The organism is Marisediminitalea lipolytica, from assembly GCF_001758465.1.
GTDB classification, from domain to species: Bacteria; Pseudomonadota; Gammaproteobacteria; order Enterobacterales; family Alteromonadaceae; genus Alteromonas; species Alteromonas lipolytica.
Map to the genome: position 1 here is coordinate 24,483 of NZ_MJIC01000015.1, position 24,915 is coordinate 49,397.

The 24,915-nt window shown below is 46.1% G+C and carries 22 protein-coding genes; 15 read left to right on the forward strand and 7 right to left on the reverse strand.

The window, feature by feature from the left end; all coding sequences use genetic code 11:
- Positions 1–333 precede the first annotated feature (333 nt).
- Positions 334–3,114, forward strand: coding sequence for a DNA polymerase I (gene polA / locus BFC17_RS14620; protein WP_070177240.1), 2,781 nt, complete (start codon positions 334–336; stop codon positions 3,112–3,114).
- Between the two features lie 456 nt (positions 3,115–3,570).
- Here polA and yihA read toward each other — a convergent pair whose 3' ends face one another.
- Entirely contained in the window at positions 3,571–4,203 is a 633-nt protein-coding gene (gene yihA, locus BFC17_RS14625) for a ribosome biogenesis GTP-binding protein YihA/YsxC (RefSeq protein WP_070177241.1), read from the reverse strand.
- Between the two features lie 171 nt (positions 4,204–4,374).
- Here yihA and BFC17_RS14630 point away from each other — a divergent pair, with 171 nt between their 5' ends.
- The 4 genes from BFC17_RS14630 to BFC17_RS14645 all read left to right on the forward strand — a co-directional run bounded on the left by BFC17_RS14630 (position 4,375) and on the right by BFC17_RS14645 (position 7,007).
- Positions 4,375–4,998: a c-type cytochrome gene (locus tag BFC17_RS14630; RefSeq protein WP_070177242.1), complete on the forward strand. Its 624-nt coding sequence runs from the start codon at positions 4,375–4,377 to the stop codon at positions 4,996–4,998.
- Between the two features lie 428 nt (positions 4,999–5,426).
- The gene (locus BFC17_RS14635) at positions 5,427–5,969 is read left to right on the forward strand and encodes a class I SAM-dependent methyltransferase (RefSeq protein WP_229680934.1); all 543 of its coding nucleotides are present in this window, start codon (positions 5,427–5,429) and stop codon (positions 5,967–5,969) included.
- A 64-nt stretch (positions 5,970–6,033) separates the two neighbouring features.
- Complete coding sequence (gene yihI / locus BFC17_RS14640; protein WP_070177244.1) at positions 6,034–6,525, forward strand: Der GTPase-activating protein YihI; 492 nt, start codon at positions 6,034–6,036, stop codon at positions 6,523–6,525.
- 2 nt (positions 6,526–6,527) lie between these two features.
- Positions 6,528–7,007: a DUF2489 domain-containing protein gene (locus tag BFC17_RS14645; protein WP_070177245.1), complete on the forward strand. Its 480-nt coding sequence runs from the start codon at positions 6,528–6,530 to the stop codon at positions 7,005–7,007.
- Here the strand turns inward: BFC17_RS14645 and BFC17_RS14650 are convergent.
- Entirely contained in the window at positions 6,977–7,558 is a 582-nt protein-coding gene (locus tag BFC17_RS14650; protein ID WP_070177246.1) for a DNA-3-methyladenine glycosylase I, read from the reverse strand. The genes BFC17_RS14645 and BFC17_RS14650 overlap by 31 nt on opposite strands.
- 185 nt (positions 7,559–7,743) lie before the next feature.
- Here BFC17_RS14650 and glyQ point away from each other — a divergent pair, with 185 nt between their 5' ends.
- The 3 genes from glyQ (at position 7,744) to BFC17_RS14665 (ending at position 11,230) form a co-directional block, all read left to right on the forward strand.
- Positions 7,744–8,649, forward strand: a complete 906-nt coding sequence (gene glyQ, locus BFC17_RS14655) for a glycine--tRNA ligase subunit alpha (RefSeq protein WP_070177247.1) — start codon at positions 7,744–7,746, stop codon at positions 8,647–8,649.
- 3 nt (positions 8,650–8,652) lie between these two features.
- Positions 8,653–10,722 (forward strand): glycine--tRNA ligase subunit beta, encoded by a 2,070-nt coding sequence (gene glyS / locus BFC17_RS14660; RefSeq protein WP_070177248.1) that lies wholly within the window; start codon positions 8,653–8,655, stop codon positions 10,720–10,722.
- Between the two features lie 67 nt (positions 10,723–10,789).
- Complete coding sequence (locus BFC17_RS14665; RefSeq protein ID WP_070177249.1) at positions 10,790–11,230, forward strand: early set domain-containing protein; 441 nt, start codon at positions 10,790–10,792, stop codon at positions 11,228–11,230.
- A gap of 83 nt (positions 11,231–11,313) precedes the next feature.
- Here the strand turns inward: BFC17_RS14665 and BFC17_RS14670 are convergent, their stop codons facing one another.
- Positions 11,314–14,022: a M14 family metallopeptidase gene (locus BFC17_RS14670; protein WP_308421365.1), complete on the reverse strand. Its 2,709-nt coding sequence runs from the start codon at positions 14,020–14,022 to the stop codon at positions 11,314–11,316.
- Positions 14,023–14,295: 273 nt separating this feature from the next.
- On the opposite strand from BFC17_RS14670, the gene BFC17_RS22595 reads away from it, so the two are divergent.
- Positions 14,296–14,592 carry a flagellar brake domain-containing protein gene (locus BFC17_RS22595; protein ID WP_070177251.1) on the forward strand — a complete coding sequence of 99 codons (297 nt, stop codon included), beginning with the start codon at positions 14,296–14,298 and terminating at the stop codon, positions 14,590–14,592.
- A gap of 72 nt (positions 14,593–14,664) precedes the next feature.
- A complete protein-coding gene (locus BFC17_RS14680) occupies positions 14,665–15,012 on the forward strand; it encodes a PilZ domain-containing protein (RefSeq protein WP_175439579.1) in 348 nt (115 codons plus the stop codon).
- Between the two features lie 88 nt (positions 15,013–15,100).
- On the opposite strand, the gene gyrB is transcribed toward BFC17_RS14680, so the two are convergent.
- The 4 genes from gyrB to dnaA form a co-directional block, all read right to left on the reverse strand.
- Positions 15,101–17,521 (reverse strand): DNA topoisomerase (ATP-hydrolyzing) subunit B, encoded by a 2,421-nt coding sequence (gyrB, locus tag BFC17_RS14685; protein WP_070177253.1) that lies wholly within the window; start codon positions 17,519–17,521, stop codon positions 15,101–15,103.
- Between the two features lie 6 nt (positions 17,522–17,527).
- Positions 17,528–18,619 carry a DNA replication/repair protein RecF gene (gene recF / locus BFC17_RS14690; protein WP_070177254.1) on the reverse strand — a complete coding sequence of 364 codons (1,092 nt, stop codon included), beginning with the start codon at positions 18,617–18,619 and terminating at the stop codon, positions 17,528–17,530.
- Positions 18,620–18,728: 109 nt separating this feature from the next.
- Positions 18,729–19,832, reverse strand: a complete 1,104-nt coding sequence (gene dnaN / locus BFC17_RS14695) for a DNA polymerase III subunit beta (protein WP_070177255.1) — start codon at positions 19,830–19,832, stop codon at positions 18,729–18,731.
- A 31-nt stretch (positions 19,833–19,863) separates the two neighbouring features.
- Positions 19,864–21,372: a chromosomal replication initiator protein DnaA gene (dnaA, locus tag BFC17_RS14700; RefSeq protein ID WP_070177256.1), complete on the reverse strand. Its 1,509-nt coding sequence runs from the start codon at positions 21,370–21,372 to the stop codon at positions 19,864–19,866.
- A 569-nt stretch (positions 21,373–21,941) separates the two neighbouring features.
- Between dnaA and rpmH the strand changes: the two genes are divergently transcribed.
- The 5 genes from rpmH to BFC17_RS14715 all read left to right on the forward strand — a co-directional run bounded on the left by rpmH (position 21,942) and on the right by BFC17_RS14715 (position 24,915).
- Entirely contained in the window at positions 21,942–22,076 is a 135-nt protein-coding gene (gene rpmH, locus BFC17_RS22305) for a 50S ribosomal protein L34 (protein ID WP_014290886.1), read from the forward strand.
- A 15-nt stretch (positions 22,077–22,091) separates the two neighbouring features.
- Positions 22,092–22,451: a ribonuclease P protein component gene (rnpA, locus tag BFC17_RS14705; RefSeq protein ID WP_070177257.1), complete on the forward strand. Its 360-nt coding sequence runs from the start codon at positions 22,092–22,094 to the stop codon at positions 22,449–22,451.
- The gene (gene yidD / locus BFC17_RS22310) at positions 22,415–22,687 is read left to right on the forward strand and encodes a membrane protein insertion efficiency factor YidD (protein WP_083271762.1); all 273 of its coding nucleotides are present in this window, start codon (positions 22,415–22,417) and stop codon (positions 22,685–22,687) included. Before rnpA ends, yidD begins: the two co-directional genes overlap by 37 nt.
- 11 nt (positions 22,688–22,698) lie before the next feature.
- The gene (gene yidC, locus BFC17_RS14710) at positions 22,699–24,363 is read left to right on the forward strand and encodes a membrane protein insertase YidC (RefSeq protein WP_070177258.1); all 1,665 of its coding nucleotides are present in this window, start codon (positions 22,699–22,701) and stop codon (positions 24,361–24,363) included.
- A gap of 69 nt (positions 24,364–24,432) precedes the next feature.
- Complete coding sequence (locus BFC17_RS14715) at positions 24,433–24,915, forward strand: YajQ family cyclic di-GMP-binding protein (RefSeq protein ID WP_070177259.1); 483 nt, start codon at positions 24,433–24,435, stop codon at positions 24,913–24,915.

A 24,915-nucleotide genomic window follows, 5' to 3' on the forward strand; every position in this document is an offset into this window, starting at 1 on the left:
AACCGTCCAAAATTGTATCAACCAAAACTGGGATTTCTACCGGTATATGCTAAATTACTTGGTGCGCTGGCAACTGGCCAAATATTAGCCACTTCGGTTATCCACAATAATATATGGAAATAATAAAGCAGGATAGAGTCTGCAAAACTTTTATTTTTCCCTTTAATTTCAATTATATCTGACACGATCATCGCAGAGATCGGATCGCGCTCAGAAAAACATTGATCACATTAGATCACAAAGTTATCCACAACGTTGCGGATCGCAACGGTAGCCAATAATTGCTGCGTGTGGCATCCTTCAGCACAGATTAAAGCAAGAGAATTTTATATCATGTCGTCCCCTTCAAAGCCCCCGTTTATCCTCGTTGATGGCTCATCTTATCTGTTCAGAGCTTTTCACGGATTGCCACCGCTAACAAACTCTAAAGGCCAGGATACCGGCGCGATCTATGGTGTGATCAATATGCTGAAAAGCCTGATCAAACAGTATAATCCTACCCACATCGGAGTGGTCTTCGACGCCAAAGGAAAAACCTTCAGAGATGATATCTATCCTGAGTACAAAGCCAATCGTCCGCCAATGCCTGAAGAGTTACGCTCACAGATAGCGCCGCTGCATGAAATCATCAAGGCCATGGGGTTACCGCTGATTATTGAAGAAGGCGTTGAAGCCGACGACGTTATCGGTACCCTGGCTCGTCAGGCCGGTGAGCAAGGTATCGATACACTGATCAGTACCGGCGATAAAGATATGGCGCAGTTAGTTAATGAGCATGTCACACTGATCAACACGATGAACAATCAGCTTATGGATGTGCAGGGCGTAAACGATAAATTTGGCATTCCCCCTGAGCTCATCATTGATTTTCTGGCGCTGAAGGGCGACAAGGTTGATAACATTCCTGGTGTACCAGGCGTTGGGGATAAAAGTGCACAAGGCTTGCTGAACGGTATTGGCGGCATTGAAGCGATCTATGAGAACCTGGATAAAATTGCCGGACTGGATTTTCGTGGTGCGAAAACCCTGGGCAAAAAGATGGCTGAATTTGAAGAGCAAGCCCGATTGTCTTATCGGCTTGCCACGATTGACGTTGATCTGAAGCTGGATTATGCCCCTGAAACCCTGACACCAACCCAGGCCGATAACGAAAAACTGGCCGATCTGTTCAGCGAATACGAATTTAAGCGTTGGTATACTGAAGTCACCAGCAGTCAGGCAGCAACACAAACTGCCGCTGAGACAACACCAGCTCAAACCGAAAATACAGACGAAGCCCCGGTAACCGCCGCTGAAGATATCGAAGTGAATTACACTACGATCCTGGATGAAGCCACATTTAACCAGTGGTTTGATATAATTAAGCAGGCCGAACTGGTTGCCTTTGATACCGAAACCACCAGTCTGGATTATATGGAAGCCGAGCTGGTAGGCATGTCTTTTTGTATGGAGCCTGGCGTGGCTGCTTATTTACCAGTGGCGCATGACTACCCTGGCGCGCCGGAGCAGCTTTCCCGCGACTGGGTGCTGGAACAACTCAAACCCTGGCTGGAAAGTGCATCGCAAATCAAGGTCGGGCAACACCTGAAGTACGACAAAAATGTGCTGGCTAATTACGATATCGTACTGGATGGTATTGGTTTTGACACCATGCTGGAATCCTACGTACTCAATAGTACCGGTAGTCGCCATGACATGGATACTCTGGCACAGAATTACCTGAATCATCGCACCGTGCACTATGAGGAGATAGCCGGCAAAGGCGCTAAGCAGCTTACGTTTAATCAGATTGATTTGGAGCAGGCCGCGTTTTATGCCGCCGAAGACGCCGATATCACGCTACGCCTGCACCAGGTGCTGTGGCCGAAAGTTCAGGCCGAAGATACGCTTAAAAGAATCTTGCTGGAAATAGAAGTACCGCTGGCCTCTATTTTGTCCCGCATGGAACAGCAAGGCGTGTTAATTGACAGTCAGCAACTGCTGCAACAAAGCCAGCAGCTGGCTACCCGCATCGTCGAGCTGGAAAAAGAAGTGCATGACATGGCCGGCGAGAGTTTTAATTTAGGTTCCACCAAACAGTTACAGACCATCCTGTTTGAAAAAATGGAGCTGCCGGTTATTAAGAAAACGCCTAAGGGTGCACCTTCAACATCTGAAGAAGTATTACAGGAACTCGCGCTGGACTATCCGTTGCCAGCACTGATTATGGAATACCGCGGCCTGACCAAACTTAAGAATACCTATACCGATAAGCTGCCCAAAATGACCAACCACCGGACAGGTCGTGTGCATACCTCTTATCATCAGGCGGTAACTGCGACCGGTCGTTTGTCCTCTACCGATCCAAACCTGCAGAATATTCCAATTCGCAATGAGGAAGGCCGCCGCGTTCGCAAAGCCTTTATTGCCCGGGATGGTTATAAAGTCGTGGCCGCCGATTACTCACAAATCGAGCTGCGGATTATGGCGCACCTGTCGGGCGATAAAGGGTTACTCGACGCATTTGCTCACGGCAAGGATATTCACCGCGCCACTGCTGCCGAAGTCTTTAATGTAGCGGAAAATGAGGTGACCGATAATCAACGCCGCAGTGCTAAGGCCATCAACTTTGGCCTGATTTACGGTATGTCAGCCTTTGGTCTGGCCAAGCAGCTGCATGTAAGCCGTGGCGAAGCTCAGGAATACATGGACTTATACTTTAAACGCTATCCGGGCGTACTCGACTATATGGACCGTACCCGGGAATTCGCTAAAGCAAACGGTTATGTAGAAACCGTTTTTGGCCGCCGCTTATATTTACCGGAAATTAAATCGAGTAACGGTGCGCGACGCAAAGGTGCAGAGCGGGCCGCTATCAACGCGCCAATGCAAGGTACTGCCGCTGATATTATTAAAATGGCCATGATCCAGGTAGACGACTGGATACGTCAGGCAGATAACGATGATGTGGTGATGATTATGCAGGTTCACGATGAACTGGTGTTTGAAATTAAACAGGATGTTCTCGATAGCAAGGTCGATAAAATTGTCGAGCTTATGGAACAGGCCGCTGTATTAGCTGTACCCCTGAAAGTAGAAGCCGGAAAGGGTGATAATTGGGAAGAAGCGCACTAAAAAGGTAATTAGCTTACAAAATAAAGCAGGAAGGCGGCGAAAAATCCGGCATATTCGCCCCACTTAAAGTAATAAAATTACATTTTTGACTTGCTGTTTTCGTTTCGCTTAGGTAGTCTTGCCAATGTAGGGTACAGAGGTGAGAAATCATTTTTCAAACCTTTGATTTGAGCTCCGGTCATTTGCCGGAGCTTTTTTTATGTCTGGAATAACTTGTCACGCGGGTCTCACGGCCATCAAAAGTATCCGAAATAAATCGTCACTTCTATCAAACCGCTCTACTTTCAATTTCTAATACATTGAAAAATAAAGACAAAAAAATTAATTTAATTTTTTTAACTTTTTTCTGAACTTTTGCTGCGATTACGTACTCTTATAATCGGTTTTTTTATGTGTTTTCTCTCAGTCCTTAGCCCCATTCATTGAATGGGGTTATTTTTTATCTGGCAGCCGCGATTATTCGCCTGCACTGTCCTCAGCGACGTCTTCGTCTTTATTTAAGCCAAACCACTGATTCAGAACTGCCTCAAACTCCGGCAAACCATGTTTATTGAGAGCCGAGAAGGTTTGGACTGTGACATCCCCACAAAACGCCAGGGCAGCTTCGCGCGCCATGAGTAACTGCGCCTTGCGCTTTCCTGACTTTAATTTATCGGCTTTGGTTAACAGTGCTAACACCGGGATACCCGCATCAACTGCCCAGTGAATAAGATCCTGGTCGATATCCTTGTAGGGATGGCGAATATCCATTAACACCACCAGACCTTTCAGACTCTTACGTTGCTGCAGGTACTCGCCCAGCGAGCGCTGCCATTTTTGTTTCATGGCAATGGGCACTTTAGCGTAGCCATAGCCTGGTAAATCCACCAATCGCTTATCGGTTTCCAGCTCGAACACGTTAATTAACTGGGTACGACCAGGTGTTTTACTGGTTCTGGCCAGGTTTTTTTGACGGGTCAGGGTATTTAAGGCACTCGACTTACCGGCATTCGACCGCCCGGCAAAAGCCACTTCAATACCACTGTCATCTTTAAGATGTTTAATGTCCGGGGCGCTGATAAAAAATTTTGCTTTGCTGTAATAACTCATTAGGCACTCATAATGTCAGTTTGTCTGCTACATTAGTCGTAGTTCAATATTAAACCGATGTAATTCCATAGTTTTAGCATGGAATAGGTTTTTCTGACGCGTTAAATGTGTAAAATACGCATGATATCACGTATATCACATCAGCCGTTGGATCCTTGTAAGAGAAAAATTATGAAAAAACTGTGTTTGTTGGTTTGTTTAACCCTTGGGTTTACTGCTTCTGTTACTGCTGAAGGAGACCCGGAAGCTGGTAAAGCAAAATCAGCTGTCTGTGCTGCCTGTCACGGACCTGATGGAAACAGTATGATCGACATGAACCCCAAAATTGCCGGTCAGCATGCAAACTATCTGGCCAAGCAATTAACCGAATTCCGTCTGGCCTCTTCTACTGGTGGCGCAGAAGGCCGAAATAACGCCGTGATGAACGGTATGGCAGCTCCTTTAAGCGACCAGGACATTGCCGACCTGGCAGCGTATTTCTCAAGTCAGGAAGCGAAACCAGGTGCAACCCCTGAAAACTTCGTAGAAGCTGGCGCTGCATTATATCGTGGTGGTGATGCCGACCGCGGTGTAACAGCTTGTATCGCTTGTCATGGTCCTAGCGGCAACGGCATGCAACTGGCTGGTTTCCCTGATATCAGTGGCCAGCACGTAGCCTACACCACTGCACAGTTAAAAGCTTTCCGTGCCGGTGAGCGTCATAATGACATGAACGGCATGATGCGCGATGTAGCCTCTAAACTTACTGACGAAGACATCGAAATCCTGGCTAACTACATTGCAGGTCTGCATTAATTAGCTCTGGCTGAGCGTTTTTAACACCTGGATGTTAACAAAATGTAACATCCAGAGTTGTTTTTTAGTTCAATTAGTGTAAGCTGATGAACGTCGCGTAACCTGTTGTGAAACAGTCCGACTCAAATAACAACAATAAAAAACAGTCTCAGGAAGAATTAATAAAGCTGTCAGGAAGACCCAGAACAACAAAATGCTCTGTTAAAAACAAAAATAAGGGGAGCACTGCAGGAAGCCAGCCGCACAGAGAAGTGCACTAACGGGAGAGGTGTCATCTGACACTCAATTAGCAAGGTGATGGTGCGATACCATCACCTTTTTTATTGCAGTAAAATATGTTCAATTGCCCACTTTGCCAGTCTCGAAAATACGTACAGTTTCACCAGGATAAAAAACGGACTTATCTGCGCTGCAACGAATGTTTGCTAGTGTTTGTCGATCCTGAGGCTTTACCAACGCCCGAACAAGAGCATGCAGAATATCAGCTGCATCAGAACTCGTTGCAGGATGAGGGCTACCTTAGTTATCTGAATCGTCTGGTCGAATGCATCACGCCCCACTTAAGCGCCGACGCTAAAATACTGGATTACGGCAGTGGTCCCTGCCCGGCCTTAGCGCACCTTTTCAGTAATGCCGGTTTTAACATTGACTGCTATGACCCTTTTTTTGGTCCCACTACAATTTCTGCAGCGCATTACGATGTGATAACGGCAACCGAATCCATTGAGCATTTTCACAAGCCGGAACAAGAATGGCAGCGCTGGATGGAATTACTCAATCCCCATGGCTGGCTGGCCATTATGACCAAGCGTGTTTTAAGTGCGGATAAGTTTGCCAACTGGCATTACAAAAACGATCCGACCCACGTTAGCTTCTTTTCGGTTGAAACCTTTACCTGGCTGGCACGCGAGTACCGGTTTAATGTGATCTTTCCTGACCGTGACATTGTATTGATGCAGAAGCTCGCGTAATAACGCGTTATAATGGTAGGAATTGGTCAAAGCATACCAGAGCGCAGGAGCTCAATAAGATAATATGGCAAAGAGTAGAAAATCCAGAAAGGTAGGCCTTATCGGCGTCCGTAAAGACCCCGACTTTGTGCATTCCACGTCATCAGGACGAGTAAAAAAACATAAAGGCAAAGCCCCGGGTAGCCGCCACAACGTCGAGCAAAAAAAGGCGGACAAAACAACGGTAAGTGTTAATAAAGATCCTCGTCATGGCAGTAAGAAGCCGGTGCCTTTAGTAAAAGCAGCAGCCGCCACGACGAATATCGAAAAGCGTAAGTACGCTACGCCAGCTGAAGAGCTTGCCGCGATTGAGGCGGATGATCGTTTAGCCAGCCTGCTGGACAAGCTTGATGCCGGCAAGGCTATCAGTAAAGAACAGCAGCAGTACGTAGAAACAAAAATGGCCCGCCATAAAATCCTGTGTGAGCTGATGGGTATCAGTGACGAGGAAAAAGAAGACGACATCGACGATTTTGCTGCCCTGGATGCATTAAAACTCGACGATTACGAGAAGTAGTTATGTTGTGGATTATTTTGGTTAGTGTCGGTTTACTGATTATTGCTGCACTGGGCGTCTATGCTGGCAAACTGGTTTTTCAGTTGCAGCAACAAAATGCCCGGCAGAAAGCTGCCCGGGAGCAACGCCTGGTGGTGATGTTTGAAAGTATTCACACCATTGCCAGAGCCATGCAACAACAGCAGTGCAATGTATCCGAAGGCACAATCCGGATTTGTCGTTTGCTTAAAGCCCTTCCTGAAGAAGCGAAGGATTACGCTGAACAGTATCCGGCCATTCATACCCTGTTTACCGAGGTCAGTGGTTTTGCGATTCTGGAAGATCGCAAAGCACTGAGCAAAAGCCAACGCCATGCTGAAGATAAAGCCCGCGAAGCGCTGGAAGAGCAGCATGAATCAACCGTGTTAAAAGAACTGCCGGCTATTATCGCCTACTGTGAACAGCGTTATCCTCACTTTGCTAATTCACAGACGTTGCTATAACAGTGACAATCCAGGGTATGGTCGTTGACCATACCCACCGCTTGCATAAACGCATAGCAAATGGTTTCCCCAACAAATTTAAAGCCCGCCTTTTTAAGCGCTTTAGCCATGGCCTTTGATTCAGCCGTGCTGGTGGGTGCATCCCGATAATCACGCCATTCATTCACAATGGTTTTATGGCCGGTAAACTGCCAGATAAAATCACTGAAAGACTGCGTTTCGATGAGTTTAAGATAAGCTCTGGCGTTAGTAATAATAGCGTTTATCTTAGCGCGGCTACGGATGATCCCAGCGTTCTGCATTAACCGCTCGACATCTGCTTCTGTCATTTTAGCGATTTTAACCGGGTCAAAATGGTAAAAGGCGTCTTCAAACGCAGCTTGTTTTTTAAGAATGGTAATCCAGCTCAAACCTGCTTGCTGGCCATCCAGGCACAATTTAGCAAATAGCTGTTGCGAGTCGAGTTCCGGCCTTCCCCACACCGTATCATGATAATGCTGATAGAGAGGATCATCCGACACCCAGCCACAGCGGTTCCGCTTTTCACTCATTTACTTTCTCCTGTATTGGCAATGTCATCGGGATAAGCCGTGTGGGATTGCACTATTTGTTAAATTATTCCGGACTTTTTAGTCCACAACGGGCAATTAAGCGGCGCTAGGCCTACAGTCTTCGCCCTACAGACTGTATACTAAGCCACCTCTTTTAGTCATCAGTCAGTTATAGTCGTTAATGTATGCACAAGTACGATATTAAAACATTTCAGGGCTTGATCCTTGCCTTACAGGATTACTGGGCCAGACAAGGTTGTGTCATTATTCAACCACTGGATATGGAAGTGGGCGCAGGTACTTTCCACCCAATGACGTTTCTGCGTTCTTTGGGACCAGAGCCAATCAGCAGTGCTTATGTGCAACCCAGCCGCCGTCCTACTGATGGTCGTTATGGCGAAAACCCCAACCGACTGCAACATTATTACCAGTTCCAGGTAATGCTTAAGCCGTCTCCTGACAACTTTCAGGAACTGTACTTAGGCTCACTGAAAGAGCTGGGCTTTGATCCACTGGTTCACGATATCCGTTTTGTGGAAGACAACTGGGAGTCACCTACGCTGGGTGCCTGGGGTCTGGGCTGGGAAATCTGGCTAAACGGTATGGAAGTAACTCAGTTTACTTACTTCCAGCAGGTAGGCGGCCTTGAATGTAAGCCGGTCACCGGTGAAATCACCTACGGTCTTGAACGTCTGGCCATGTATATCCAGGGCGTCGACAGCATCTACGACCTGGTCTGGACCGACGGTCCAATGGGTAAAGTTACCTATGGCGATGTGTTCCATCAGAACGAAGTGGAGCAATCCACCTACAACTTTGAATATGCCAACGTTGATATTATGTTCAGAACCTTTGATGAATGTGAGTCAACCTGCCAGATGCTGATTGAAAAGAATCTGCCACTACCTGCCTATGAGCAGGTAATGAAAGCATCCCATGCGTTTAACCTGCTGGATGCACGTCATGCTATCTCGGTGACGGAAAGACAACGTTATATCTTACGCGTAAGAACCCTTGCCAAGGCCGTAGCCGAATCATACTACAAAGCCCGCGAAGAGCTCGGCTTCCCGCTGTGTAAGAAGGAGCAGTAAAAGGTGCGTAGCGAAAATTTATTAGTTGAACTGGGTAGTGAAGAACTTCCCCCGAAAGCCCTTATCCAACTGGGTTCGAGTTTTGCAGACAACATCAGGGATGCGCTGAGCGCAGCGGAACTTAATTTTACCGACATTAAGTGGTATGCCGCTCCTCGTCGTCTGGCCGTTTATGTATCAGAACTGGCCGAGACCCAGCAGGATAAGGTCGTTGAAAAACGCGGCCCTGCTGTTGCGGCGGCATTTGATGCCGACGGTAACCCGACTAAAGCAGCCATGGGCTGGGCCCGTGGCAATGGTATCACCGTTGAAGAAGCTGACCGCCTGGTCACCGACAAGGGTGAATGGTTGATGTACAAGGCCGAAGTAAAAGGCCAGAGCATCAGCGAACTGCTGGAAGACATTGTTAGCCAGGCAATCGCTAAACTGCCTATCCCCAAACCAATGAAATGGGGCAATTACACCACGCAGTTTATCCGCCCTGTACACACTCTGTGTGCACTTTATGGCAGCGAACTTATTAATATTTCTGCGTTAGGATTAACCAGCGCCAGAACCATTCAGGGTCACCGTTTCCATGGTGAGAAAACCTTCGAGCTTGATCACGCCGATAACTATTTGACTGCACTTAAAGCGCACTATGTTGTTGCTGATTTTGCCAGTCGCGCAACCAGTATTGCACAAGGCCTGAACACCAAAGCCGAAGAACTGGGCCTGATAGCAGACTACGATGAAAGCTTGCTTAATGAGATTGCAGCTCTAGTTGAATGGCCAGTAGTGTTACAAGCCGGATTTGATGAAGCTTTCCTTGAAGTACCCAAAGAAGCTCTGATCTACACCATGAAAGGCGATCAGAAATATGTGCCACTGCTGAATAAAGACGGCTCCCTGTCTAACAAGTTTTTGTTTGTGACTAATATCGAAAGTCATGATCCGAGCCAGATTATTCACGGTAACGAGCGGGTTATCCGCCCTCGCCTGGCCGACGCGGAGTTCTTCTTTAATACCGACAAAAAGCAAACGCTGGATTCACGTTTAGCGTCGCTGGAAAGTGTATTGTTCCAAAAACAGCTGGGAACCTTAAAAGATAAATCTGATCGTATTGCTGAGCTATCCGGATACCTAGCGGGCATTATCGGTGCCGATAAGGCTTACGCAGAACGCGCAGGATTGCTGTCTAAGACCGATTTGATGACCAACATGGTGATGGAATTCCCTGATGTACAGGGTGTTATGGGTAAATATTATGCTCTCCATGACGGTGAACCAGCAGCAGTCGCTAACGCGTTGTATGAGCAATATCTGCCACGTTTCGCCGGTGACGTATTACCAGAAGCACCAGAAAGTGCTGCGGTTGCCCTGGCGGATAAGTTTGACACTCTGGTAGGTATCTTTGGTATTGGTCAGCTACCTAAAGGTGACAAAGACCCCTTTGCCCTGCGTCGCGCTGCGATTGGTGTGTTACGTATAATTACCGAGAAATCGCTGGTAGTTGATCTGGAAGATGTCGTTAGCAAAGCCGTGGCTATTTATGGCGATAAGTTAACCAACAAAGACACTGCCGAACAGGTTGTGGATTTTGTCCTTGGCCGTTTTAACGCATTACTGCACGATCAGAATATCGAAACCGATGTTATTCAGGCCGTGTCAGCTCGCCGTCCAACCCAGCCAACGGATTATCTGGCGCGGGTTAATGCAGTTGCAGCCTTTAAGCAAAATGAAGCCGCTGAAGCGCTGGCCGCTGCCAACAAACGGGTTGCTAACATTCTGGCTAAAAATAACGTTGAAGGCGATCAGAGCGTAAACGAAGGTCTGTTGTCTGAAGCGGCTGAAATTGCGTTGTATAACGATATTAAAGCAATTCAGGATGATATCCATCGCTTTGCAGCCGATCGTGAATACACCGAAGTACTGACTAAACTGGCGACCTTGCGCCCCAGTATCGATGCATTCTTCGACAACGTGATGGTAATGGCTGACGATGCCGCGGTGAAAACTAACCGTCTGGCGCTGCTCTTGTTACTCCGTAGCCTGTTTATCACTACGGCTGATATCTCATTACTCGCTAAGTAATAAGGTATGTTATCTTTATCAGGGCACTTTTAAGTGCCCTTTTTTGTTTTTATTTTTGGGGTCAATCATGCAAAAACGTAGGTTCGCACTTTCGTTATTGTTGCTGTTTCTTAGTGGCTGTGCACAGACTGGTTCGTTTGTTTTACAGCAGCAAGAGCAACCAGAAATTGTTTTTTCACAATGGTATTTACGCGGCGTGTTTAACTGGTGGGAAGCAAAACCCGCTTATCAGCTAAAACAGAAAAATGACCGCTGGTATGTGGATGTTGAACTGATTGCGGATGGTCAGCCCTATGACTTCAAGTTTTCTAATGTGAACTGGACCACAGATCAAACCTGCGGCGCCAGCTACAAGGGCCTGGCCATTAGCCTTAAACAGTCGATGTCTATGTTGTGTGGAGCAAATGCAGAAAATATGCGCTTTACGCCGCCGCGTACCGCAACCTATAGATTTGCGGTTAAGGGCAGCCCAAACAGCAGTTTAATGCTGAGCATTACTGCTTTATAGCTGAAAGTGATTTGGCTGGAGAGAAGCGCGACGAGCCGTTAAGGCTCGCCACGTACTAACTTAAGTCAGGTTTTGCCTGCACGTTAACGTAATGGATACGCGTGCCCTGCTGCACGGAAGATAGTATTCATTAGCATTACATTCAGTCCGTCCAGATAAGCCCGCGCTGCTGGTTCCTGAGTAAAACCAATCACCATGCCACGACCCACAGGCTGATGGATCAGAAACGGCTTATAAGCAGCCTGAGTTTTAAATTCATCCCAGATATACCCACTCGCCATGACATCATCCTTGCCTTTAAACCACGCTACATTTTTACCAGAAGCTAGTTTAATCGGGCTGTAGATATCGTTACCGGTGACCATAGCGACCACTTCAGGATTTACCCCTGCCGTTAACCAGTGTTCCTGATCAACTTCAACCCGGGTCAGAATACCCGCAACATAGTCAGGCATGTCCTGCTCGTTTTCGATAGCATTAAGAAAGCCAGCTTTGTCTTTGATGCTGGTACCGTCCACCACATCGCCGTCGCCGGCCGCTTTCACCCCGTCTTTACTTAAGGCATATTCTCGTTTTACATCGAGTAAACCAGCGGCTTCACTGGCAGCCCACTGAGTAGCATCGGCTATCGTGATCAGTACACCGCCTTTTTTCACCCAGTCCTGCAAATTTTCAGCACCGCCTTTTCCAAGATGACGAGCGTAATTTCCCGATGGCAGGATAATAACCTGGTAATCACTCAGGTTAGCCCATGCCATTGTCCCCGCCCGGATAGCGGTTACCGGATAGTTAAACTGTCTTTCTATAACAAAGCGGGTTGCGCCCGCACTGAGTGATCGGGTGGGTTCATCCCAGGCCATCGCAATTTTAGGCGCTGAGATGGTTACGGTATTTTCACTGCCAAAACTTGGGCCTTCCTCGACCCAACTGGTATCTACGCCAACGACTTTTGCCCCCGTAGTCGTTGCAATGCTTGCAACCAGATCAGCAACGTCCTTGGGGTTATTAGCAACTTCAATAATCAGGGTTCCAGCAGGATAGCTACCGCTTGCCATTTTAAAAGGCAGGTCAGCACTTTTCACTTTAATACCCGCTTGTAGTGCTGCCGTTAAAAATCGTCCGGCGGACATATCGCCCCAGGGCACAACATAAGCCACTTTTGCATCGCCATTAGCCAGTTCTGACTGTAACGGCGTATCCGCAGATATCATCTCACCGTTTACAGAAACCGCGCGTCCGCAACTGTCGGTATCGACGTTAAACATAAGCGGCAGAGACCACCCGGTTACATCGTAAATCTGGTCGTTAAGTTTATTGGCCCGACGACGCTCCTGCTCGGTTACAAAAGCCTTATCCATATCAACCTGTTCGGTGAATGTGGTTTTTACAAACAAACCGCGCGGCTGCGCAGTATCGATAATATAGGCGCCTTCGTTATACTTGGTACCACAGGCTTTAAAGCTCTCTGAGGCGCGTTTAACCTCTACACCATGTTCGGCCATTAAAGTCGCTAAACGATGCGTTGCCGCTCTGTCCAGCTCGTTTGGCAATATAAATACCCGCTCATCATCGTCATCTTTACCGGCAGCGATCGCTTTTTGCTGATACAGGTAAAAATCGTTCAGGATTTTTTCCCGATTAACCGCTGTAGTTTCAGCCGTAGCCATGGAAGCAACAAAATGACGTTGTACAGTATCCCGGTAATTCAGCATACTGCCGTCCAGTTTTTCAAATCGCTCTCCGCGCGAAGAAGCAACTTCATAGGTTGCTGCTGATGCACCATAGAAAGTTGGCCAGCTGTCACCGTAACCCGGATAGAACGCATCAAAGACTTCTCTGGTGTAATAGCTAAAGCCAAACTCATCAAAGTACTTTGCATTATTGCGCCCAATAGCAACGTTGTTGTCTAACTGTTCCTTTTGCATATGGGGGTTAATAGGCTGTGCAGCGGGGACAAAAAAGTAAGTGGAATCGCCGCCCATTTCGTGCAGGTCAATGACTACCGTTGGTTTGTATTTGTTTAGTACCCTGACCCGGGCTTTCGTTTCTGGCTGAGTAATTGCCAGCCAATCACGGTTCATGTCAAACAAATAGTGATTAGAACGTCCCCGGGGCCATGGCTCGTTATGCTCCGCACTTAGTCTGTCAGCACTGTGTTCCATACCGACAGTGGCGTAATATTGATTGATAAAACGCATGCGCCCATCAGGGTTTTGCATGGGGTCAATAAACACCAGGGTGTTTTGCAGAATATTGCTTACCATTGGTTGATTAGTCGCTGCCAACAAATGATAAGCCGTCATCATGGATGCATCAGTACTGGATATTTCATTACCGTGCACACCGTGCTCTAACCAAACTGAGGAAGGTAATTTCGCGATGAGTTGCTTAGCTTCGCTGGCTGATGTTTTTCTCGGGTCGGCCAGTTTGTTCATGTCTGCGGCAAAGGCTTCCAGTCTGCTCAGGTTCTCGGCCGAACCAATAACGGCATAAATTAGCTTACGCCCTTCCCAGGTTTTACCAAACTCGATGACCTTTATGTTTTTGGGTGCGGCTTGCTGAAGTGCATAAAAATACTTAAGCGTATCACCGTGACTGGTGATCCGTTCCCCCAGGTCATAGCCAAGCACTTCCTTCGCGGTTGGAATGCCAGCGGCATATTCCGCGGTGGGCCACATTGCCGGGCCAGAGGTATTTTCATCTGTTGCGGCTGTAGCAACAGTGGTAGTTAAACTTAGCAGTAATCCGAGCGCCACAAGGCCCGTGCGTTTCTTATTTTTAGTCGTTGTCACTTTGCTTTCCAAGTAGTGTTATTTTCTTATTCTGAAAATGGATTGATCAATCTCTGTCATGTTTATTAAAGCATGCCTTTCTGGTTGGTGCTATTGGTTGGCAGGGTTCATTATCTCAATAGGCTGGTTATTAGTCGTGAATTCAGACTGTATCCCACAACGGGTATCTTTAGCCTTATCAAAAATCCGCCAATTTATTGTTTTACAATGAAAATCCGGGTATTTTGTTGTTGTAAACCAAGGTTTAAGTGTTGTGTATCGAGGATACACCTGATGTCACCCAAAGAAGTATCGGATCAAGATGTGGCAGCCAAGCAACGGGCTGAAGTTATAGCCACTTTTAAGCACCTCAAGCCCGGAGACCAAGTCGATCTCCAGATTCGTCCAGATGTCGTCCCAATCAGGCTCAAAACAATACTACTTGGATACGACGAGAGTAATTTTGTCATTATTTCCCTGCCACTTTCCGCGTTCGTTGAACATTCAGCACCACTAAAATCCGGTACTATTTGTGTGGCCCGCATGCTAATTGAAGGCGAGGCTGGTCAGTGTATTGCTTTTAAGAGTTAGATTATTGCCAGCCCTTCCCGGCCCAGATACATCCTGTATATTTCATTTCCGCAAAGAGTAGAGAGTATTTCGTTGCGCAAGGATAACCGGGTAATACCCAAGATTCCGGTTTGTGTTGGTAACCGTAATAGCAGTGTGATGGCAACGGCAGTGTTTGAATCAAAATCCTACTTAACTGGCTTTATCAAGGATATTTCCGCTAGCGGTTGCCGGGTCGAGGTTGATGCAAAACATCAGGGTACCAGTATAAAAGCCGGGCCGGTTTATCTTAAAATCAATACCGCTTTTGACGAACCTACTATTGTTAAAGGGCTAATTCGAAATCAACATCAAATCGACGACGGTCGATTTTCACTGGGATTGTCTTTCGAAGAAGATGAGGTATTAATCCGATTTCTAACAACACTGGCAATTGTGTAATCCCTCTTTTCTTCTTGTCCTAACAAAAAGCCCGCTTTGTTAAGCGGGCTTTTCTCTTTCAATATGCTAGCTGGAATTCAGCCAATGACTATACGTCGAGGTTCTCTACGTTAAGTGCGTTAGCTTCGATAAAGGCTCGACGAGGCTCTACCTGGTCACCCATCAAGGTAGTAAACAACTGGTCACAAGCAATCGCATCTTCGATGGTTACCTGTAGCATGCGACGACTTTCCGGATCCATGGTGGTTTCCCACAGCTGGTCAGGGTTCATCTCGCCCAGTCCTTTATAACGCTGGATGTACTGACCACGTTTGGCTTCACCCATTAACCAGTCCAGAGCTTCTTTAAACTGAGCAACAGACTCTTTACGCTCACCACGTTTAATGTAAGCGTCCTCTTCCATCATGCCATTAATGGCTTCGTTTAAGCCTTTAATACGCTGATATTCTGCCGACTCAATGAAGTCCCGGCCCAGATTGTATTCGTAGTCGATACCATGCATACGCATAATAATCGCAATGTAGTACTCACTGCGTTCTGCATCACGTTTAATTTCATACTTATACAGTGCACCGTCTGTTTCTTGTGTTTCCAGTGCTGTGGTAAATTCAGTAGCGAATGAAGCCAGTTTTGCTTCGTCAGTGAGATCGTCGGTAGACAGCGTTTTGGTATAGATTAACTTGTACCAAAGACTGGTAGGCATCACGCGGTACATACGAGAAATCATTTTCTCGATTCCCTGATATTGCTGTACCAGACTTTCCAGCGCTACCCCTTTAATGGGTAAGGCGTCTTCTGTTGTGTACAACTCTGCCCCGTCAATTGCGATTGCAGTGAGGTATTTTGTTAAGGATTCGTCGTCCTTCAAATACTGTTCTTGCTTACCTTTTTTCACTTTATAGAGTGGCGGCTGGGCAATATACACATAACCACGCTCAATGATTTCTGGCATTTGACGATAAAAGAAAGTCAGCAACAATGTACGAATGTGTGAGCCGTCTACGTCGGCATCCGTCATTATAATAATGCTGTGGTAACGCAGCTTCTCTGGGTCGTACTCGTCTCTGCCGATACCACAACCCAATGCCGTAATGAGGGTCGCTACTTCCTGAGAAGACAGCATTTTATCAAAGCGTGCTTTCTCAACGTTCAGGATCTTACCTTTCAGTGGCAGGATAGCCTGATTTTTACGGTTACGACCCTGCTTGGCTGAACCACCCGCAGAGTCACCCTCCACTATGTACAGCTCGCTTAGTGCAGGATCTTTTTCCTGACAGTCAGCCAATTTACCTGGCAAACCTGCCAGGTCCAGAGCCCCTTTTCGGCGCGTCATTTCACGAGCCTTTCGAGCGGCCTCACGGGCACGTGCTGCATCAATAATCTTGCTGGCAATAATCTTACTTTCTGTTGGATTCTCTAAAAGATAGTCAGCCAGTTTTTCGTTCATTGCAGACTCTACTGCCGGGCGTACTTCTGAGGAAACCAGCTTGTCTTTAGTCTGAGAAGAGAACTTAGGATCAGGCACTTTTACCGATACAACAGCTGTAAGACCTTCACGAGCATCGTCACCGCTGGTAGCTGTTTTGGCCTTTTTGTTCAGCCCTTCTTTTTCCATGTAGTTATTCAGGGTACGGGTTAAAGCTCCGCGGAAGCCTGCAAGGTGGGTACCACCATCACGCTGTGGAATATTGTTGGTAAAGCAGTAAATGTTTTCCTGGAAACCATCGTTCCATTGCATGGATACTTCAACAGAGATGCCATCTTCTCTTTCGCTTGAGAAGTGAAATACCTTTTGATGAATGGGCGTTTTGTTGCGGTTCAGATACTCAACAAAGGCTTGAATACCCCCTTCATAGTGAAAGTGGTCTTCTTTGCCATCGCGCTCATCTTTTAATTTAATCGACACCCCAGAGTTAAGAAACGACAGTTCACGAAGGCGTTTAGCCAAAATTTCATAGTGGAATTCAACGTCTGAGAAAGTATCTGTGCTCGGCCAAAACCGTACTGCAGTACCGGTCTTATCAGTATCACCAATTACACCTAGTGGCTGTTGAGGTACACCGTGTTGATACTCTTGTTCGTGGGTCTTACCTTCACGCCGGATAGTCAACTTTAACTTGCGTGACAGTGCGTTTACCACGGATACACCTACGCCGTGAAGACCACCAGAAACTTTATAAGAGTTGTCGTCAAACTTACCACCGGCGTGCAGTACCGTCATGATTACTTCTGCTGCAGAAACACCTTCCTCAGGGTGCATAGCAGTAGGAATACCACGGCCATTATCTGATACAGAAACCGAACCGTCGGTGTGAATTTGAACATTAATTTCAGAACAGTAACCTGCTAGCGCTTCGTCAATAGAGTTATCTACGACTTCGAACACCATGTGGTGTAAGCCGGTTCCATCATCGGTATCACCGATGTACATGCCGGGACGCTTCCGTACTGCGTCCAATCCTTTCAGAACTTTAATACTGGAAGAATCATAATTGTTCTGTTCTGACATTCAGTTTTACTCCTCGTTCACGCTGCTATGTTCCACGTGAAACATTTTTTTGTCTTTATATTTATTTACGAATTCAAGTTGCTCCAGCTCTATGGCTGTCACAAACACTTGCGTTTGCGTTTCGAGCAAACCATCAATGAATCGTTCTCTTTTTTCTGCATCTAACTCAGCACCAATATCATCAAGCAAAAAGATACTGTGTCTGTTGGTTTCCAGCGTAAACAGTTTGGTTTGCGCTAGCTGTAATGCTGCCACGGCCATTCTTAGTTGACCGCGCGATAGTACTTCCTGGGCTTGGTTTTTGTTCACCTTAAAACGCAAATCTGCTTTATGCGGTCCCGCAGAGGTATATCCAATTTTTCTATCGTAAGGCAGTTTCTTGTGCAGAGCCTGCAACAATTCACTGTCTTTTTCCCAGCCCCTATAATACGAAATTTCCACGGAAAACTCAGGTAGAAATTGCAAACAAGTGCTTTCAAATATTGGCACTAACCGCGTCACGTAATCGCTGCGTAGGGCATCTATACGCTCCCCTAACGAGACTAATTGTTGATCCCAGTAATCCGTATTATGTTGAGCTGATTGTCCATTATAGTCCTTTAGCAGCGCATTGCGATGCTTAAGTACCTTACTGTAGTTTTTAATTAACTCAGAATAAGATTGTTCCACGTGGAACAACCCCCAATCGCAAAATCGTCTTCGCTCAGATGGCGAACCAATCACTAAATCGGTACTTTGCGGCGTAAATAACTGTATCGGCAGTAAGCTAACTAAATCACTTAGACGCTTAAAATGTTCGCCATTCACACTACATTTAAACTGTTCGCCGATACCTCTGGATAAACCAATTCGGAATTCCTTATCATCATCGTTTTTACAGCTGGCGAAGATAGTGAAAGCATCGTTATCGTGCTTGATCACAGATTGATGTTTAGATGTCCTGAATGACCTGCCGTAGCCAAGATAATGCAACGCCTCGAGGAGAGACGATTTACCGCTGCCGTTTTTGCCGGTGATAATGCTCAGGGATGGTGAGGGACTGAATTGTACAGATTCGAAGTTTCGAAACTTAGTCAGCTGTACCTTATTCAAAATCATAAAAGCGAACTTAACGTCAAAATGACATAAAAATGCAGGGGTTAAAATCAACAATGCCGAATACAAGTATTCGGCAATTGGTGAAAACGTCTAATAGCAGGCAAATAAATTACAACCGCATCGGCATAATAACGTAAAGCGCGGCACTGTCATCGGCGTCTTCTATCAGAGCGCTGGAATTAGCATCCATCAGATTTATTTTAACATTATTTGAGCCGATTGAATTGAGCACATCAATCAGGTAAGCAACGTTAAAACCGATCTCCAGCGAATCGCCCTGATAGTCGATATCAACAATTTCTTCAGCTTCTTCCTGCTCTGGGTTATTCGCGGTAATTTTTAACTCGCCCGAAGAGATGTTTAACCGAACACCACGAAACTTCTCGTTAGACAAAATAGCGGCACGGGAGAAAGCATCTTTCAAAATATCTTTGCGAGCTAAAATGACTTTATCACCGTCTTTTGGCAAGACCCGACGATAATCAGGGAAACGGCCATCAACCAATTTACTGGTAAAAATAAAATCGCTTGAGAACATTCTGATATGGTTAGCACCAATTTGAATCTTCAGTAGCTTTTCGTCGTCTTCGATTAAACGAGAAATTTCCAGTACACCTTTACGAGGAATAATGACCTGGCGAGCAGGCAATGCCGCAGCGGTGTAATCCAGTCGACACAAGGCCAGACGATGGCCGTCTGTTGCGACAGTTCTTACCAGGTTCTCTTCGGTTTCCAGAGACATACCGTTGAGGTAATAACGAACGTCCTGCTGCGCCATAGAAAAATGAACACTATCTATCAGACGCTTGAGATTGCTACCGGAAACTTCAAATTCGACTTCGCCTTCCCAATCTTCGAGATTAGGGTAATCGCTGGCAGAAAGCGTAGATAAAGTGTAGCGACCACGGCCTGCGCGAATAACCGCTTTATTGCCGTCCAGGGAAAAATTGATTTCAGTACCGTCAGATAAACCACGACAGATATCAAACAACTTTTTGGCAGGAACGGTAATCTCACCTTCGGCAAAATCCCCTTCCAATTGAGTACTGGAAATGAGTTCTACCTCTAAATCAGTACCCGTTAACCATAGTGCGCCTTCACTAACCTTAATTAAAACGTTAGATAATATCGGCAGGGTGTGTCGTCTCTCTACGGCCCCAGATACGAGTTGTAGTGGTTGTAAAAAGTTTTCCCGGCTGATGGTAAAGTTCATCGAATTCTTTTCTCACCTGTGTTGGTTACTATTAAGAAGACAGTGTTCTTATCAAGTTCTTATAGTCTTCTTTTATATCATGACTTTCTTCTTTTAGCTGCTCTATTTTACGGCATGCGTGGAGCACTGTCGTGTGATCTCTGCCACCAAATAAATTGCCCAATTCCGGCAAACTATGGTTGGTCAGTTCTTTGGCTAATGCCATGGCAACCTGACGAGGCCGAGCTACGCTACGACTCCTGCGTTTTGAGAGAATATCAGATACTTTGATTTTATAATAATCAGCAACGGTTTTTTGAATATTGTCTACGGTAACCAACTTTTCCTGCAGCGCAAGAAGATCCCGTAGTGCTTCACGGACAAAATCGATAGTAATAGGCCGCCCGGTAAAGTTGGCGTTAGCAATAACGCGATTGAGTGCACCTTCCAGCTCACGAACATTAGACCGTAAGCGTTTAGCAATAAAGAAGGCAACCTCGTTGGGTAACTGAATATTATTTTCTGCCGCTTTACGCATTAAAATGGCAACCCGGGTTTCTAATTCCGGTGGCTCAATCGCTATAGTTAAACCCCAGCCAAAACGGGACTTCAACCGATCCTCTACCCCGTCTATTTCTTTTGGGTAGCGATCCGAGGTAAGAATGATCTGCTGATTACCTTCTAACAAAGCGTTAAAGGTATGGAAGAATTCTTCCTGAGAGCGTTCTTTATTAGCAAAAAACTGAATATCATCGATAAGTAAGGCATCAACAGAACGATAGAACCGCTTAAAGTCCTCAATAGCGTTATTCTGCAATGCTTTTACCATATCCTGAACAAATCGCTCAGAATGCATATAAATGATCTTAGCGTTTTGTTTAGTATTGAGGATCCCGTTACCCACTGCATGCAGTAAGTGCGTTTTACCCAGACCAGTACCACCGTAAATAAATAGTGGGTTATATGAGCCACCGGGATTATTTGCCACCTGACTGGCCGCAGCCCGGGCTAACTGGTTAGATTTACCCTCAACAAAGTTATCAAACTGGTATGTCGGATTGATATTGCTTTTATGGCTCACCCCTTCCGGGATCGGGATCACCTTATTTACCGTTTGATTGACCACCGGCGGCTGACTGACAGTAGCACGAACCGCTGGTTTTTCGACCGCGGGTGTACTATGACTGGTGAAATTAGGCGCTGGCGGCTGCTGTTCCACAGGTGGCGGTGTAGAAACCGGTGAGGATCCGCGCAATGATCCTCTGTTCGGATCGAATTGGGGATCACTGGCAACACTGTTTGTATGAACCGCCGCACTACGCCGCTGAACAACCTCGAAACGCAGCTGTGGCGCTTGCTGGCCAGCACTGAACTCAACAAAGAGTTGATTGATCTTGTCGCGGTACTTCTCTCTTACCCAATCCAAAATGAATCGATTCGGAGCATAAAGTGTTACAGCATCCTGATTTTGTTCTGACGTTAGTGGTCTTATCCACATAACAAACTGCTGTGTAGGGAGTTCCTGACGCAAACGCTCCAGGCACTGATTCCATAAAGACATCTTATTATTATGCTCCGTAATGGCTCGAGGCCTTATTTTTATTATTATTGTTATTGTTTTATATTGAGTAAAAAAGCGGCGGCTGGCTTTAGGTAACAAACCGACAGAAAATGGGTAAATTGACAGTAATCAGCTGATCGACCATTTAGCTTGTGGATTATCTTACTTATTCGATCCAAAGTAAATCGGGATCACGAAAAAAGCCCATCGAAAAAACCTTAATATAATGTTTATAAAGGAAAAAACATAAAGCTATAACGAGATCTCAATAGCGTGATCAAGGATCCTGTATAGGCGATCAGTAACCGATCATATGCTTGACAAAGCTAATTTTTGGTGGATCCAACGATAAACTGTGGATAAATATTATTTATGAAAAAATTTATTCACAGCACAAAATAAAATAATCCGGTGTTCTGGCGGATTTTTAATATTTATAAGGGGTTTAAATGCCTTTGCCATTGACATCGCCCTAAGAGATCTCTAGAATTCAGCGTCCTTTTGTAGCGCGTCTATTATTGGGCAGTTACAATAAGTATGTTTAACCACGTAAAAGTGAGACTTTGGTCATGAAAAGAACGTTTCAACCGAGTAACCTAAAGCGTAAACGCTCTCACGGTTTCCGTGCTCGTATGGCGACTAAAAACGGTCGTAAAGTACTAGCCGCTCGCCGTGCAAAGGGTCGTGCTCGCCTTTCTGCTTAATGGTATTTACCAAAAGTGGGCGAAAACCAGTTTTCCCGGGAGTTAAGGCTTCTTACTCCCTCCCACTTTACCTATGTTTTTGATAACGCTACTCCTGCAGTATCACCGTGTTTTACGGTTCTCGCCAGACATAATCAGCTAAACCATCCTCGTATTGGCATAACTTTAGCCAAAAAACGCATTCGCAAAGCGAACCAGCGCAACCGTATTAAACGCTTAATTCGCGAAAGCTTTCGACATCGCGCACAACAGCTACCCAGTATCGATATTATCGTGGTTGGTAAAACCGGCGCCGATAAACTGTCGAATGAAGAAGTCTTTGTCACGTTGGAAAAGTTATGGAAAAAGCTCGAAAAGCGCTGCACTACGGGCTAATTGCACTGCCTCTGGGACTTATTTACTTTTACCGGTTATTTATCTCACCGGTGCTCGGCCAGCGTTGTCGCTTTCATCCAAGTTGTTCGGTTTATGCATTAAATGCATTAAAATCGCACGGATTGCTAATTGGCGGTTGGTTATCTATCAAACGCATATTAAAATGCCACCCTTTGCACCCTGGCGGATACGATCCGGTACCCGAACATAAACAAGACAATAAACACTCAAATTAAAAGAGACCAGTATGGAATCGCAACGAAGTATTCTGATTATTGCCTTAGCATTTGTTAGTTATTTGCTTTGGCAACAATGGCATGAAGCCTATGGACCACAACCTGTGCAGCCTGTATCACAGGACATGGCTGATAGCGTACCCGCAGGCGTACCTTCAGCCTCCCCGGTAACCACGGCCAACGGCACTGACGAAGATGTCCCTGTTGCGGTAAGTGACACATTGCCGCAGGCGACAGCGTCTAACAACACACAACAAAGTATTTCGGTTAAAACCGATACGCTGAATGTTGTTATCAGCCTGGTGGGCGGTGACGTTATCCATGCGGACCTGGTCAAATTTCCAGTGACTCAGGGTTCTGATGAACCTTTTAGCTTATTACGTGCAAACAATGGTCTTTATGTTGCGCAAAGTGGTTTAGTCGGTGCAAACGGTCCGGATGGCAGCCCTCAGGGACGTCCGTTATATCAGGCCGCGGCATCTTCTTATGAACTTACCGGCGACACCCTGCAAGTGCCAATTACCTGGTCTAGCAATGACGGTATCAGCGTTACCAAAACCTTTATCTTCACCCGTGACCACAACGATGTAAAAGTTAGCTACACCATTACTAACAACTCTGGTCAGACTGCGCAGTTCCAGCAATATGCTCAGCTTAAGCAAACCACTGCCGAGCAAAAAGGCGGCAACATGTTTATGCCAACCTATCGCGGTGCGGCATTTGGTACAGCAGATGATCGTTACAATAAATACTCTTTTGGTGATATCGAAGATGATCCGCTGCGTGAAAACACAGTGGGTGGCTGGGTAAGTATGCTGGAGCATTACTTTATTTCGGCCTGGGTACCGCCACAAAGTGAAACTAACTCACTGTATAGCCGCTTAGTCGGTGGTCAGTATGCCATTATTGGCTATACCGGCGAAGCAACCAGCGTAGAATCCGGCAAGGCAATTGAATTAAACAGTACACTGTATCTGGGTCCCAAGGATCAGGATAAGCTGGAACAACTGGCTCGCGGTTTGGATCTAACGGTTGATTACGGCGTGCTATGGTGGATATCCAAGCCGCTGTTTGGCTTACTTAAGTTCCTTCACGGTCTGGTAGGCAACTGGGGCTTAGCCATTATCCTGATTACGATTATTGTTAAGGGTGCCATGTACTGGCTAACCAAAAAGCAATACGAATCAATGGCTAAAATGCGTAATCTGGCACCTAAGATGCAGCAGCTGAAAGACCGGTTTGGCGATGATCGTCAAAAAATGTCTCAGGCCATGATGGAGCTTTACAAGAAGGAAAAGGTGAACCCGATGGGTGGCTGCTTCCCGCTTCTGCTGCAAATGCCAATCTTCCTGGCCCTTTACTGGGTACTGCTGGAAAGTGTGGAATTACGTCACGCTGACTTTATTCTGTGGATCACTGACCTGTCGGTAATGGACCCTTACTTCGTATTACCGGTATTAACAGGTGCAAGTATGTGGATGCTGCAAAAGCTGCAACCCACTACCATGACCGACCCGATGCAGCAAAAAATCATGCAATGGATGCCAGTAGCAATGAGTATCTTTTTCATCTGGTTCCCGGCCGGTCTGGTACTGTACTGGTTTATCAGTAACGTGATTACCCTGGTGCAGGCGAAAATGATTTATGCCTCAATGGAAAAGCGCGGCATTAAGTAATTAATAACGATTTACACAAGTCTTTAAGCCCGCATTCATGCGGGCTTTTGTTAACAGGAGAGCACAACCATGCCTTCATTTGATATTGTTTCAGAAATAAATATGGAAGAAGTCCGTAACGCGACGGAAAACGCCAACCGCGAACTGTCGACCCGTTTTGATTTCCGTGGTGTTGAAGCCAGCTTTGAGTACAAGGAAAAAACCGTACTGATGGCAGCCCAGGCAGAGTTCCAGTTACAACAGATGGAATCCATGTTTCGTAGCGCCTGTGCAAAACGCAATCTGGATACCTCAGCCATTGATTGTAAACCGCACACCGTAACAGGGAAGAACTACCGTCAGGTTATTGCCTTTAAAGAAGGTATTGAACAAGCTGTGGCCAAGAAAATTGTAAAACTGGTAAAAGACGCCAAAATCAAAGTACAAACTGCGATTCAGGGCGATCAGTTACGTGTCACTGGCAAAAAACGTGACGACTTACAGGAAGTCATGCAGTTGGTAAGACAAGCCGAACTCGGCCAACCTTTCCAGTTTAATAACTTCAGAGATTAA

Excerpts from the sequence above, each read along its gene's own strand:
- recF (WP_070177254.1), bottom strand. The coding sequence starts at position 18,619 with ATGATTTTGAATAAGGTACAGCTGACTAAGTTTCGAAACTTCGAATCT.
- yihI (WP_070177244.1), top strand. The coding sequence starts at position 6,034 with ATGGCAAAGAGTAGAAAATCCAGAAAGGTAGGCCTTATCGGCGTCCGT.
- glyQ (WP_070177247.1), top strand. The coding sequence starts at position 7,744 with ATGCACAAGTACGATATTAAAACATTTCAGGGCTTGATCCTTGCCTTA.
- BFC17_RS14630 (WP_070177242.1), top strand. The coding sequence starts at position 4,375 with ATGAAAAAACTGTGTTTGTTGGTTTGTTTAACCCTTGGGTTTACTGCT.
- BFC17_RS22595 (WP_070177251.1), top strand. The coding sequence starts at position 14,296 with ATGTCACCCAAAGAAGTATCGGATCAAGATGTGGCAGCCAAGCAACGG.
- yihA (WP_070177241.1), bottom strand. The coding sequence starts at position 4,203 with ATGAGTTATTACAGCAAAGCAAAATTTTTTATCAGCGCCCCGGACATT.
- BFC17_RS14665 (WP_070177249.1), top strand. The coding sequence starts at position 10,790 with ATGCAAAAACGTAGGTTCGCACTTTCGTTATTGTTGCTGTTTCTTAGT.
- dnaN (WP_070177255.1), bottom strand. The coding sequence starts at position 19,832 with ATGAACTTTACCATCAGCCGGGAAAACTTTTTACAACCACTACAACTC.
- dnaA (WP_070177256.1), bottom strand. The coding sequence starts at position 21,372 with ATGTCTTTATGGAATCAGTGCCTGGAGCGTTTGCGTCAGGAACTCCCT.
- rpmH (WP_014290886.1), top strand. The coding sequence starts at position 21,942 with ATGAAAAGAACGTTTCAACCGAGTAACCTAAAGCGTAAACGCTCTCAC.
- BFC17_RS14715 (WP_070177259.1), top strand. The coding sequence starts at position 24,433 with ATGCCTTCATTTGATATTGTTTCAGAAATAAATATGGAAGAAGTCCGT.
- gyrB (WP_070177253.1), bottom strand. The coding sequence starts at position 17,521 with ATGTCAGAACAGAACAATTATGATTCTTCCAGTATTAAAGTTCTGAAA.
- yidD (WP_083271762.1), top strand. The coding sequence starts at position 22,415 with ATGGAAAAAGCTCGAAAAGCGCTGCACTACGGGCTAATTGCACTGCCT.
- polA (WP_070177240.1), top strand. The coding sequence starts at position 334 with ATGTCGTCCCCTTCAAAGCCCCCGTTTATCCTCGTTGATGGCTCATCT.
- yidC (WP_070177258.1), top strand. The coding sequence starts at position 22,699 with ATGGAATCGCAACGAAGTATTCTGATTATTGCCTTAGCATTTGTTAGT.
- BFC17_RS14650 (WP_070177246.1), bottom strand. The coding sequence starts at position 7,558 with ATGAGTGAAAAGCGGAACCGCTGTGGCTGGGTGTCGGATGATCCTCTC.
- BFC17_RS14645 (WP_070177245.1), top strand. The coding sequence starts at position 6,528 with ATGTTGTGGATTATTTTGGTTAGTGTCGGTTTACTGATTATTGCTGCA.